The organism is Arthrobacter sp. C9C5 (assembly GCF_013359735.1).
Classification (GTDB): domain Bacteria; phylum Actinomycetota; class Actinomycetes; order Actinomycetales; family Micrococcaceae; genus Arthrobacter.
In genome coordinates, this window is the sequence record NZ_JABFMX010000003.1 from 144,011 (window position 1) to 155,831 (window position 11,821).

At 68.2% G+C, this 11,821-nt stretch carries 12 protein-coding genes; 5 read left to right on the forward strand and 7 right to left on the reverse strand.

Annotated features, from left to right (window positions below; all coding sequences use genetic code 11):
• The first annotated feature begins 38 nt into the window (after positions 1-38).
• From HNO80_RS03400 to HNO80_RS03410, 3 genes are all read left to right on the forward strand, one after another.
• On the forward strand, positions 39-557 hold the full coding sequence (locus HNO80_RS03400; RefSeq protein ID WP_175321428.1) for a hotdog fold thioesterase: 519 nt from the start codon (positions 39-41) through the stop codon (positions 555-557).
• 14 nt (positions 558-571) lie between these two features.
• Positions 572-1,909 (forward strand): phenylacetate--CoA ligase PaaK, encoded by a 1,338-nt coding sequence (paaK, locus tag HNO80_RS03405; protein WP_175321429.1) that lies wholly within the window; start codon positions 572-574, stop codon positions 1,907-1,909.
• Positions 1,910-2,007: 98 nt separating this feature from the next.
• A complete protein-coding gene (locus tag HNO80_RS03410) occupies positions 2,008-2,619 on the forward strand; it encodes a TetR/AcrR family transcriptional regulator (RefSeq protein ID WP_175321430.1) in 612 nt (203 codons plus the stop codon).
• 68 nt (positions 2,620-2,687) lie between these two features.
• Here HNO80_RS03410 and HNO80_RS03415 read toward each other — a convergent pair whose 3' ends face one another.
• From HNO80_RS03415 to paaZ, 3 genes are all read right to left on the reverse strand, one after another.
• Positions 2,688-3,074: a hypothetical protein gene (locus tag HNO80_RS03415; RefSeq protein ID WP_175321431.1), complete on the reverse strand. Its 387-nt coding sequence runs from the start codon at positions 3,072-3,074 to the stop codon at positions 2,688-2,690.
• 179 nt (positions 3,075-3,253) lie between these two features.
• On the reverse strand, positions 3,254-3,661 hold the full coding sequence (locus HNO80_RS03420; protein WP_175321432.1) for a VOC family protein: 408 nt from the start codon (positions 3,659-3,661) through the stop codon (positions 3,254-3,256).
• Positions 3,662-3,722: 61 nt separating this feature from the next.
• A complete protein-coding gene (paaZ, locus tag HNO80_RS03425; RefSeq protein ID WP_175321433.1) occupies positions 3,723-5,834 on the reverse strand; it encodes a phenylacetic acid degradation bifunctional protein PaaZ in 2,112 nt (703 codons plus the stop codon).
• Between the two features lie 161 nt (positions 5,835-5,995).
• Between paaZ and HNO80_RS03430 the strand changes: the two genes are divergently transcribed.
• Together HNO80_RS03430 and HNO80_RS03435 are read left to right on the forward strand one after the other, a co-directional pair.
• Complete coding sequence (locus tag HNO80_RS03430) at positions 5,996-6,412, forward strand: PaaI family thioesterase (protein WP_175321434.1); 417 nt, start codon at positions 5,996-5,998, stop codon at positions 6,410-6,412.
• A gap of 112 nt (positions 6,413-6,524) precedes the next feature.
• Positions 6,525-7,241: a DUF4397 domain-containing protein gene (locus HNO80_RS03435; protein ID WP_175321435.1), complete on the forward strand. Its 717-nt coding sequence runs from the start codon at positions 6,525-6,527 to the stop codon at positions 7,239-7,241.
• A gap of 81 nt (positions 7,242-7,322) precedes the next feature.
• Here the strand turns inward: HNO80_RS03435 and HNO80_RS03440 are convergent, their stop codons facing one another.
• From HNO80_RS03440 to HNO80_RS03455, 4 genes are read right to left on the reverse strand one after another with little or no spacing between them, the layout of a single operon-like run.
• Entirely contained in the window at positions 7,323-7,778 is a 456-nt protein-coding gene (locus tag HNO80_RS03440; protein WP_175321533.1) for a LacI family DNA-binding transcriptional regulator, read from the reverse strand.
• On the reverse strand, positions 7,779-10,388 hold the full coding sequence (locus HNO80_RS03445) for a S1 family peptidase (protein WP_349627188.1): 2,610 nt from the start codon (positions 10,386-10,388) through the stop codon (positions 7,779-7,781).
• Between the two features lie 9 nt (positions 10,389-10,397).
• Positions 10,398-11,126 (reverse strand): tyrosine-protein phosphatase, encoded by a 729-nt coding sequence (locus HNO80_RS03450; protein ID WP_175321535.1) that lies wholly within the window; start codon positions 11,124-11,126, stop codon positions 10,398-10,400.
• Between the two features lie 16 nt (positions 11,127-11,142).
• The gene (locus HNO80_RS03455; protein ID WP_349627190.1) at positions 11,143-11,778 is read right to left on the reverse strand and encodes a GNAT family N-acetyltransferase; all 636 of its coding nucleotides are present in this window, start codon (positions 11,776-11,778) and stop codon (positions 11,143-11,145) included.
• Positions 11,779-11,821: the final 43 nt, after the last annotated feature.

An 11,821-nucleotide genomic window follows, 5' to 3' on the forward strand; every position in this document is an offset into this window, starting at 1 on the left:
AATGAACATTCGGTAAATAAAGCTGGAGGCAACGACGCATGGCTGAACTGACGATTTCCGGTGACACCCACCCCATCCTGAAAGACGACTACGCCTCCGAATGGATGGGCATTGAAGTCCTGGCGCTCGATGACGGCCACGCCACCATCCGGATGCCGCTCCGCCAGGAAATGCTCAACGGTTTCGGCATGGCCCACGGCGGCATGATCTTCGCCTTCGGTGACACCGCTTTCGCCCTCGCCTGCAACCCGGTCAAACCGGCGCCCGGCGAAGCCGGGTCCATCACCGTCGCCTCCGGCGTCGACATCAACTTCATCAAGCCGGCCTTCCGCGGGCAGATCCTGACCGCCGTCGCAAACCGCCGCGCCAGCACCGGCCGCAGCGGCCTGTACGACATCCAGATCTACGCCGCCGACCCCGGCACCGCACAGTCCCCGACAACCTCCACCGCCGCAGCACCCGCCACAACACTCCCGGGCGGACTCCCCGCCGACGTCGCTCCGGGCGAACTCATCGCCGAGTTCCGCGGCCGCAGCCGCACCATCTCCAAGAAATAGAAATAGGGACCTAGATGACCACCCCCACCGCTGAATCTGCCCTCGCCCCCAGTGACGCCGTCCTGGACCGCGAAGAAACCATCTCCCGCGACGAGCTCGAGGCCTTGCAGCTCAGCCGCCTGCAGCACACCGTGGCGTACGCCTATGACCGTGTCCCCCTGTACAAGCGCAAGTTCGACGAGGCCGGGGTGCACCCCACGGACCTCCGCGAGCTCTCGGACCTGGGTAAGTTCCCCTTCACTACCAAGGAAGACCTCCGGCTCGAGTACCCCTTCGGCATGTTCGCGGTGCCGCAGCGCGAGGTGGCGCGGATCCACGCCAGCTCCGGCACCACCGGCCGCGCCACCGTGGTGGGCTACACCAAGAAGGACCTCGCCGACTGGGCCAAGCTTGTGGCCCGCTCGCTGCGTGCCTCCGGCGTCCGGCCCGGCATGAAGGTCCACAACGCCTACGGCTACGGCCTGTTCACCGGCGGCATGGGCGCCCACGCCGGCGCCGAGGCGCTGGGCTGCACCGTCATTCCGATCTCCGGCGGCCAGACGGAGCGCCAGATCACGCTGATCCAGGACTTCAAGCCGGACGCCATCCTGGCCACCCCGACCTACCTGCTGACCATTGCCGACGCCATGATGAAACAGGGCATCGACCCGGCCTCCACCTCGCTGAAGTACGCGGTGCTCGGCGCCGAGCCGTGGACCGAGGAAATGCGGCACGAGCTCGAGACCACCATGAACATCAAGGCCTGCGACATCTACGGCCTTTCCGAGGTCATGGGCCCCGGCGTCGCTGGCGAGGCCGTGGAGACGCAGGACGGCAGCCACATCTGGGAGGACCACTTCCGCCCCGAGATCATCGACGCCTTCGACCCCACCGTGGTCCTGGGCGACGGAGAGCCCGGCGAACTGGTCTTTACCTCGCTCACCAAGGAAGCCCTGCCGATCATCCGGTACCGCACCAAGGACCTCACCCGGCTGCTGCCGGGCACCGCCCGTCCGGCGCACCGCCGCATGGGACGCATCACCGGCCGCAGCGACGACATGATCATCCTGCGCGGCGTGAACCTGTTCCCGTCGCAGATCGAGGAAATCGCGCTGCGCATCCCCGAGCTCAGCCCGCACTTCCAGCTGGAGCTCACCCGTCCGGAGGGGCAGCGGATGGACCAGCTGACCGTCAAGATCGAACGCCGCGAGTCGGTCACGGTCGAGGGCAGCGCGACGGCGGCGAAGGTGCTGCAGCAGCAGATCAAGATCCACGTCGGTTCCTCCTGCACCGTCGACGTCGTCGAGCCCGGTTCGCTGGAGCGCTCCAACGGCAAGTTGCGCCGAATCTACGACATGCGCCCCAAGGCCTGACCTGCCCCGCCTGTTCAGCCACCGGGCTGGCCCGGCAGGTGTGTCCTTCGAGGCCACGGCTGCCGGGCCGACCGACCGTTCATGAGAAACTAGCGAGTATGCCCAGCACAGCAACCACCACCAAGCGCGGCCGTCCCGGCTATGACCAGCAGTCGGTGCTGCTGATCGCCGTCGACGTCTTCAACCGCCACGGCTATGACGCCACCTCGATGGGCATCCTCGCCGAGAACCTGGGCATCTCCAAGTCCGCGATCTACCACCATGTGCCGTCCAAGGGCGATCTGCTCAAACTCGCGCTCGACCATGCCCTCGGCGGCCTCGAAGCCATCCTAGACCGGCCCGAGGCGCAGACCGGCTCGGCCGACGCCCGGCTGGAATTCGTGGTCCGCGAGACCATCTCCGTCCTGGTGGAACGGCTGCCGTTCGTGACCCTGCTGCTGCGGCTGCGCGGAAACACCGAAATCGAACGGGACGCCCTGGAACGCCGGCGCACCTTCGACCACAAGGTGGCCGCCCTGATCTCGGCCGCCCGCGACGAAGGCTCGCTGCGCCAGGACATCGATCCCCGCACCGTCACCCGCCTGTTGTTCGGCACCATCAACTCGATCGTCGAGTGGTATAAACCGGGCGGCGCGCTCTCCCCGGAGAAGCTGGCCGACGACGTCATCACCATGGCCTTCCACGGTCTCCACGTCCCCAGCAAGGCCTGACGCCGCCTCCGGGGGCAGCTTGGCGGCCGCGGCAGGCGGTTCCGCCGCCAAAGACCGGCGGGTCCGTGTCAATGTGCCCCCGCAAGGCCGGGAAACCCGTTCACGGCCGCAAACCAGCCCATGTAGAGCAACACGGCGGACAGCGGGAGCACGGCCAGCCCTAGCAGGATCGAGTAGTCCTTGGCGCGGAACAGCGCAGCCAGGTTGACCACCAGCGTGCCGGCCACAACGAGGCACTGGAAAATGCTGTTCGCGGCCACCGCCCGGGGTGACTCGAACATGCCACCGGCACCCACCAATAACGTCACGAGGTACCAGGACGGCAGGACCCAGACCGGGAAGGCGACCATCGCCAGGTCCAGAACCAGTGCCACCTTGCCGGTCCGGGTGGTGGGGATCCAGACGATGGGGCGGACCCGGGCTGCGGGTGCCGGTCCGGGAGACGAATCGGTCATGGTGTGCGCCTCGCCTCCGCCGGCCGGGAATCTGGTTTCAAGCTACACCCGGAGTGCGTCCCGGGGACAGGACCCTGCAGCCCTAGCCGGGACATGGAACAGCGCCCCGGGGCCGGGGCGCTGTTCCGCAATTCTGTTCTGCAATTCCGTTCCGCAGCCACGATGCCGGGAGCCGCCGCTCAGAGCTGGTAGTCGGCTGCCGTGGTGATGTTCTCGTGCACGCAGAGAATGTTGTGCTCGGAGTCCATGAACCAGGCGCACTTCTCGGAATCCGTTGTACAAATGTGGTTCTCGGTCTTGAGATCAGGGAGGTTGTAGTCCTGGAACGTGACACCCTTGGCTTCCATCTCCCTGACGGTGCGTTCGATCTCGCTGACTTCGAAACTCAGGGTGGTGTGCTCCGAATGCTTTCCATCCTTGACTGGCATCAGTTGCAGCATCGGGCCGCCTTCTGAGCCGAATAGCTCGCTTCCGTCGTCTGCCACGCCACGGTGCGGGAGCCCCAGGGTGTCCGCATAGAAATGCCGGGCACGGGCTACATCATCGACTGGCAGGACTGTTGTGGCTTTGTTGAGTACTAGGGACATTTCGCCACCTCCTACGAGCACGATTTTACGCCCGAGGAGGGGATAAAGAGCCCGCCAGGGGTTACTTCTCTACGAGGGTCAGGACGTCGTAGGTGGCCACGATTTCATCGTTCTGGTTGGTCAGGACGGCGTCCCAGGCCACCTCGCCGTACTCGTCGGTCTCGCGCGGGGTGATCTTCTTGGCCGTCAGGGTAACCCGGATGGAGTCGCCGGCCGCGACGGGGGTGATGAAGCGCAGGTTCTCCAGGCCGTAGTTGGCCAGGACCGGACCCGGCGCGGGCTCCACGAACAATCCGGCACCCCAGGCCAAGAGCAGGTAGCCGTGCGCCACGATGCCGGGAAAGAACGGGTTGGCCTCCGCCGCTTCCTGGTTCGTGTGGGCGTAGAAGGTGTCGCCGGTGGAGTTCGCGAACTTGGTGATCTCCTCCAGCGAGACCTCGCGCAGCTCCGAACGGATGGCGTCGCCGATGTGCAGCGTGCTCAGGTGCTTCCGGAACGGGTGCTGGCCCTCGGTCTCGAGGGTGAAGTTGCGGTCCGCACCGGTGTGCCAGACGCCCGTGACGGCCGTCAGCATGTTGGGCGAGCCCTGGATGGCGGTGCGCTGCATGTGGTGCATGACCGAGCGGATGCCGCCCAGCTCCTCGCCGCCGCCGGCACGGCCCGGGCCGCCGTGGACCAGGTGCGGGACCGGGGAGCCGTGGCCGGTGGAGCTGCGGGCGTCCTCCCGGTTGAGCATGAGGACGCGGCCGTGGTGGGCAGCGATACCGGTGACGAGTTCGCGGGCCACCGCCGGATCGTTGGTGCAGACCGAGGCGACCAGCGAGCCGCCGCCGCGGGCGGCGAGGCGGACGGCGTCGGCGAGGTCGGTGTAGCCGATCACCGAGGAGACCGGGCCGAAGGCTTCGAGTGAGTGGACCTCTTCGGCTTCCGGATCGGCCCAGCTCAGCAGCACCGGGGACATGAACGCGCCGTCCTCGACGACGCCGATACTCCCGTCCGCGCTGGTGACCTTGGGCGAGTCGAGGGTGCCATAGGCGAGCTCGCCGCCGGCGTCGAGCATGGACTGGACGGCGGCGCGCACGTCGGCGAGCTGCTCAAGCGAGGCGAGGGCGCCCATCGTGACGCCTTCGGCGCGCGGGTCACCCAGCACGACGCGTTCGGTGATCCGCTCCCCCACGGCGGCGACGACGTCGGACACCAGTTCCTGCGGCACGATGGCGCGGCGGATCGAGGTGCATTTCTGGCCGGCCTTGGCGGTCATCTCGGTGACGAGCGACTTGATGAAGGCGTCGAATTCCGGGGTGCCCTTGACCGCGTCCGGGCCCAGGATGGCGGCGTTGAGCGAGTCGGTTTCGGAGGTGAAGCGGACGCCGCCCTTGACCACGTTGGGGTGGGACTTCAGCGTGTTGGCGGTGGAGGCCGAACCGGTGAAGGCGACGAGATCGCGGTAGTCGAGGTGGTCCAGCAGGGTGCGGACCGAGCCGGAGACCAGCTGCAGCGAGCCCTTGGGCAGGATGCCGGATTCGTCGATCGCCTTCACCACGGCCGCGGCGACGTAGCCGGTGGGGGTGGCGGGCTTGACGATGGTGGGGACGCCGGCGATGAAGGCGGGGGCGAGCTTTTCGAGCATGCCCCAGACCGGGAAGTTGAAGGCGTTGATCTGCACGGCGACGCCGGGGATCCGGGTGTAGATGTGTTCGCCGGCGAAGGAACCGTCCTTGGACAGCACCTCCATAGGCCCGTCCACCACCACCTGGGCGTTGGGCAGCTCGCGGCGGCCTTTGGAGCCGAAGGTGAAGAGCACGCCGATGCCGCCGTCGATGTCGATCATCGAGTCGACCTTGGTGGCGCCGGTCTGCGCGGAGAGCGCGTAGAACTCGTCGCGTCGGCCGTTGAGGTACTGGGCCAGTTCCTTGAGCTTGAGGGCGCGCTGGTGGAAGGTCAGCTTCCCCAGTTCCGCCTGGCCGGTGGTGCGGCCATAGTCGACGACGGCGGCGAGGTCGAGGCCCTCGGTGCTCACCTTGGCCAGGAGCTCACCGGTGCTGGCGTCCAGGACGGAGGCGGCTCCGGCGGCGGAGGCCGCGTCGGGCGTCCACCACGAGTTCTGGACGAAGCTGGGGACGATCTCGACGGTGCCCACTGAGGGTTCCGGAGCTGTTGCAGTGGTGGTCATCGTTGACGGGTCCTTCCAACGCGGGGCAAGATCAACACGGCCAGCGCATTACTGACCGTCCGTTCGGTAATATGTCTACAGTACATGAAGGAGCCCTGCGGCACACTAGTAGCGGCAGGGCCGACCGGCCCGTGACAGGCCAGAGCCCCAAAGGAGACGCAATGACGCCCGACGCCCGCGATACCGAGCTGTGGAAAATCACCCTCGGTGAACTCGACGAGAAGATGGGTGTCAAGATCGTTGAGCAGTCCGTGGAACGCGTCGTGGCCACCATGCCGGTGGAAGGAAACCGCCAGTCCTTCGGCCTGCTGCATGGCGGGGCCTCGCTGGCCGTGGGAGAGGCCGTGGGGTCATGGGCCTCGGTGATCCACGCCAGCACCCTGGGCAAGACCGCCGTGGGCGTGGACGTTTCAGCCACGCACCACAAGTCCGCCCGCGAGGGCCTGGTCACGATCACCGCCACCCCGATCCACCTCGGCAGCACGGTGACGACCCACGAGGTGCTGATCACCAACGCAGCCGGCGAGCGGCTCTGCACCCTGCGGATCACCAACCTGCTGCTGGACCGCAAGGGCTGAGCCGGGCGGGGCAAAAGGTCCCACCGGCTGCATCCAAAGAGGGGCGCCGGCCGGTAGTAACGGTGTAAGCAAATCACCGCCCGAATCCGGGCAACTCAATGAGGAGTTTGAAATGCGTAAAACCGTTTATGCCGCCGGTGCCGTGTCGATGGCGGCCGCCCTCGCGTTTGCCGCCCCGGCCCAGGCCGGCGGGAAGCACGACGGCGGCAGGCACCACGGCGACGATGCCGTCCTGTCCGTCTTGCACGGCGTCCCCGGCCTGACCGTGGACGTGTGGGTGAATGGCACGCTCACCTTGGACGACTTCAAGCCCGGCAAGCTCGCGGGCCCGCTGAAGCTTGAGAGCGGCAATTACAAGATTGCCGTCACGGCCGCCAACGCCAAGAGCGCCGACGATGCGGTGATCGGCCCGGTTGAGGTCAAGCTCAGGGAGGGCCGGAACTACACCGCCGTGGCCCACCTGGATGAGGACGGGGATCCCACCGCCACCCTGTTCAAGAACGACACCTCGCCCAGCCCCCGGGGCCAAGGCAAGCTGACGGTCAGGCACGTGGCGGCGGCGCCCGCCGTGGACGTTCTTGCGGGCAAGACCGCCGTCATCGAGGACCTGACGAACCCGGACCAGGAAGTGCTGACGCTGAAGGCCGGGAAGGTGTCCGCCTCGGTCGCGGCCGCCGGGACCACCAAGCCGCTGATCGGCCCGGCGGACATTCCGGTCACCGCGGGCAAGAACACCATTGTGTACGCGTGGGGCAGCCTCAAGAAGGGCACCCTCGGCGTTGCGGTCCAGGTAGTCGACTCGGACAAGTGGCGGAACCACGGCCGCTGACCCGTCGTGCAGAACGCGACAGTCGGCAGCGCTTCCGCTGGCCGGAATGCGCTGCCGGCCCGGCCGGGCACGGCCGCCGGGCTAGTCGGGTTGCGGCACGCTGCTCGCCCTGACGACCAGGCGGGCCGGGAAAATCAGCGGGTCCCGGCTGGTCCCCGGGTCTTCGATGTCCGCGAGCAGGAGGCGGCCCGCCTGGGCCGCCATCTCCACCGTAGGCTGGTTGATCGTGGTCAAGGGCAGTTCGCCCGGAGCGGCCAGGTGGTCGTCGAAGCCGACGACGGCGACGTCCCCGGGGACCGAACGTCCGGAGGCTTGCAGGGCCATGATGGCACCGCGGGCCATTAGGTCGGAAGCGGCGAAGATCCCGTCCACGCTGCTGTCCTCGACCAGCAGCCGCTCGGCGACTTCGGTGCCCCCGGCGGGGGTGAAATCTCCATGCACAACTGGCCCGGCTGGCAGGCCGGGCTCCCTGAGGCCGGCCTGCCAGCCGGAGAGCCGGTCCGCGGCCGCCGGCCGCCGCGGGAGATCAGGCCGCAGCTAACGCACCGTCCGGCGTCGCCCCAGTGCGATGCAAGCCCCGCCGAGCAGCAGGGCCGCCGCCGCCAAAGCTGCGGCAGGAAGCACGCCGTCGGCTCCGGTGCTGGCGAGCATCGCGGGGCTGCCCGGCTGCTTCGGAGTCGAGACACGAGCCCCAGCTGCTGCCGTCGGCGGAATGTTCGCTGCCATGGCTGCGGATGCCGGAGGACTGATCGTGAACTTGGCCGTCACCGGTGACGAAGCGATCCCGTCAACGGACTGGGTAACGGACAGTGTGTGCGGCCCTGTGGCCAGGCCAGCGGGGAACCGTACACTCCAGCGCCCGTCAGCCACGAGGATCTGCGGGACCAGCGACGGGAACACCGCCTTCGTCCCCACGCCGGATCCGCCCTTCTGCACGGCACCGACCGGCTGCCCGTCAATCAGCACGGTGACCGCGGCACCGTCGACACCCGACCCGGAGATTGCATCGGGCAGCAAGTCCTGACGGAACGAGAGCCCGTTCCACTGTCCGGCGACGGCCGGTGCCGGCGGACGCACGGTGAACTCCAGCGTGGCCCGCGGGCTGTCCACGTGTCCGGGCGCCGTCTGGACCGCCGAGACCGAGAGCTTGCCGTACACCCGCTGGCTGCCCACGGAAACGCTCCATTGCCCCTCCGGCGTAACCTTCGCGGAACCGGTCAGCTCGCCCGAAAGGACCACGATGTTGCCCGGAGTGCCCGTTCCTTCGACGCGGTCCAGCGCCGCGAGGGTGGATCCGGGGGCGGGGGCACTGATCTCCGGCGCGGGCAACTCAGAGACGTTGAGGCTGAACGCTGTGGACCCCGACCGGCTGAGGCCGTTGACGGTCTCGGCCGTGAACTGGTGCGTTCCTGCCGACGCCGGCGCGATGAAGGACCAGTTTCCCGCCGCGTCCACCGGGATTTCGACGGCATCCTGGTTCGGGCGCATCAGGCGGACCTTGGAGTTCGCAGCGACGCCCGAGGCGGGGGCGGCAGGCACGCGCCCCCGAACGAGGCTGCCCGGCAGCACCGTGCCGCCGTCCGGGGTCCCCGCAAGGTTGGGCTTGTTCAAGAACAGCTGGAGCTGGACGGGGCCGGGAATGTAGCCCAGCGCATCGTCGAGCGTTGTCGCGACCGCAAAATTCTGCGCCGCACCCCGGGGTTCCCCGGCGGAGTGTGTGCCAACGGCGAAGTTTCCGCTGATCCAGGGCCCCCCGGAGTCTCCACCGCTGGATTGGACGTCGTAGGACAGGAAGCCCTTGAAGGCCCTCAAATCTCCTGCCGCGGTGGTTCGTCCTCCCACCACGTAGACGCCGGTTTCGGCTACCTCGCCGCAGGACCAGCCGGTGGTCCGACCGGACCGGCAGACGGCCTGGCCCTGGTACGGCGCTGCGATGCCAATGATCTTGACGGAGGTTTGTCCCGGGTTGGCCGGCGTCTTCCACGTAACGGCGGAGGGCTGCACCTTGAGTCCGGGCCGCAAGTCCTTGATCACGGCTATGTCGGTGCCGATGTTGCCCGGACTCGACTCTGCCCCGGTGATGGGCGAGTTATTGGGTCCGCCGAACTGGCTGAAGCCGAACGTTCCCAAGGGCTCGAGAACGGCCGGGAGCGACGTCGTCGCCCCGCCGGCCGGCGCCGCCGTCGAGGGCTCAACGTCGGCCTTTGCCGCCGTCCCGTCTTCGGCGCAGTGCCCGGCCGTCAGCACCAGCGGCAGGCCGGCGGGATCAAAGGCTCCGAACCCGGCAGAGCAGATCGTCATCTTGTCGATCACGTAGCCCTGCCCGCCGAAGTAGTCTTCTTCGGTCTTGATTGGAGCACCGTTTTCCAGCTCCACGTTGGCGTAACGGGACACGAAATCTGCGGCCGAGATCTTTCCGGGGGCCGGCGCCGCAGCCGGGTCGAGGCTGTTGGGCGCCAGGCCGGCCGAGGTCCACGCCTCGGCTGTGTTGGTGCCGCCGGTGCGGATGATGAAGTGGCCGTCGGCGTAGGCCACGGCCTGCAGCCCGGCAGGACCGACCTCACGGACATACGCCTGGAAGAGCTGCTCGGCACTGCCGGCGACGAGTTCCGGCTTCGGGGCAGCGGCTGGCGTGGCCCCTGGTTCCGTGGGGGCGGCCAGCGCGGAGGTCTTCAGCGCGGGCGCCTCGAGCCCGAATTCCGCCGGGCCGGCCTGGTTCAGTTCATCGATCCGCGCTTGAAGCTCGGCACCCGCGCCTTGGACGACGATTTTTCCGTCCCGCAGGGCAATCCCGACATAGCCAGGCAGCCCGCGCAGGGAGGGCGCAGCCTCGGCGGCTCGCTTGGCCTGCGCTCCGGCGGCGTTAAACTCCGCCAGGGTCATGCCTAGGTCCCGTCGGATCGCCTCGGCGAGTCCGGCGTCGCTGATGCCAGGTTCTGGCGAGGACGCAACGGACTCAACCGGCGCCGTCGGCGCAGGCGCCGGGGCCGCCTCCGAACTGGTGTTGGGCGAAGGGGAAGGGGACGCCGTAGCGGGATCGGGGGACCCGGCCTCTGCCAGGGCGGGGACAGCCACAGACGACCCCGCGAGCGCAACGGCGACGGCCGCCGCTGCCCGCATAACCAGCGCGTACGTGGGAGTCTTCACCCGGTTACTCTAGTGCCCCAATTTGCCCCGGATGGCAGTCAGCTCCGGAACCGTTACCCCATTGTGGCCCAAAAATTCGGCGGTCTTCACCTGCCGCACAAAGCGCAGGAGGCTTTCCTGGCGTACCTTGATCAGCGGCGCGAGGATCTCCTCGGGCAGGTAGCGCTCATGCGGATGCGGGGTCGCGGACAGCCGGTGGTGCTCGTTGATGCCCCGCATGGCGCGTGCGTAGGCCAGGGCAATGGCGTCCTCCCCTGCTCCGGCGAGGTCCTGGAGCATGGCGGCGATCATGCCGCTGCGATCCCTGCCGGCAGAGCAATGGATCACGACGCCGCCGGGAGCCGCCGCCACGGCCTTGAAGACCGCCGCGAGCTTCCCGGGGAAGATTCTGGCGTTGTCCGGATAGGACGCCGGGTTGTTCAGGTAAGGAACGCAGAGCGCGCGGAATTCAGCGTTGCCGGGATCCTCGGTGGGGGCGTGCACGACGTCGAACGCCGCCAGGGTCGCCTCGCCCACCCGTGGATCGGTGTCGCGGCGGCGGATCTCGTCCGGGTTGCGGAGGTCGATCACGGTCCGGATGCCGCCGTCGTATGCCTGCTGCCAGCCGGTCTCGGTGAGCCATTCCCGGCGTCCCATCCGGTACACGCTGCCCGCAATGTGCCAGGCGTTGACGGCGCCGTCCCAGTTGACAGCCCAGTCCCCGTTCACAGCGCCGTCTGCGTCCCGGGGCCTCGCCATGTCGTGCTCCGGCCGGCTAGCCACGGGACACGTCCCGCTGCCTGGCCAGCCGGAACTCCAGGCCGCTGCGCACCATCGGCCATTCATGTTCGAGGATGGAGAACACCACGGTGTCGCGCAGTACGCCGTCGGCCGTGCGGCTGTGGCTGCGCAGCACGCCGTCCTGTTTGGCGCCCAGCCGGGCAATCGCCTCGCGGGACTGGTGGTTGAGCCAGTGCGTGCGGAATTCGACGGCGGGGCAACCGAGCGTCTCGAAGGCATGACGGAGCAGCAACAGCTTGGAGTCCGGGTTGCTGCCGCTGCCCTGCGCGGAGGCGGCGTTCCAGGTGGAACCGATCTCCACCCGGGGTGTGGCGGCGTCGATGTTCATGTAAGTCGTCATGCCGATCACTCTCCCGGGGCCGCCGGTGGCCGGGTCAAGCAGCCGGGTGGTGAACGGCAGCATCGAGCCGGCCCGCTGCAGGGCCAGCCGTCGATCGATCTCGGCCGTCATGGCCTCCGGGGCGGGGACGGAGGTGTACCAGAGCTTCCAGAGCTCGCCGTCCCGGACCGCCTCCACCAGGCCGTCGTGGTGGGCATGGCTCAGCGGTTCCAGCACCACGTGCTGGCCGGTGAGGGTGATGGGTTCAATGCGCGGCGGGGCGGTAGTCACCGCACCATCCTAGGCATGCCGGCCCCTCGCTGGCGCCCGGACG

Excerpts from the sequence above, each read along its gene's own strand:
- HNO80_RS03435 (WP_175321435.1), top strand. The coding sequence starts at position 6,525 with ATGCGTAAAACCGTTTATGCCGCCGGTGCCGTGTCGATGGCGGCCGCC.
- HNO80_RS03450 (WP_175321535.1), bottom strand. The coding sequence starts at position 11,126 with ATGGCGAGGCCCCGGGACGCAGACGGCGCTGTGAACGGGGACTGGGCT.
- HNO80_RS03430 (WP_175321434.1), top strand. The coding sequence starts at position 5,996 with ATGACGCCCGACGCCCGCGATACCGAGCTGTGGAAAATCACCCTCGGT.
- paaK (WP_175321429.1), top strand. The coding sequence starts at position 572 with ATGACCACCCCCACCGCTGAATCTGCCCTCGCCCCCAGTGACGCCGTC.
- HNO80_RS03410 (WP_175321430.1), top strand. The coding sequence starts at position 2,008 with ATGCCCAGCACAGCAACCACCACCAAGCGCGGCCGTCCCGGCTATGAC.
- HNO80_RS03415 (WP_175321431.1), bottom strand. The coding sequence starts at position 3,074 with ATGACCGATTCGTCTCCCGGACCGGCACCCGCAGCCCGGGTCCGCCCC.
- paaZ (WP_175321433.1), bottom strand. The coding sequence starts at position 5,834 with ATGACCACCACTGCAACAGCTCCGGAACCCTCAGTGGGCACCGTCGAG.
- HNO80_RS03400 (WP_175321428.1), top strand. The coding sequence starts at position 39 with ATGGCTGAACTGACGATTTCCGGTGACACCCACCCCATCCTGAAAGAC.
- HNO80_RS03420 (WP_175321432.1), bottom strand. The coding sequence starts at position 3,661 with ATGTCCCTAGTACTCAACAAAGCCACAACAGTCCTGCCAGTCGATGAT.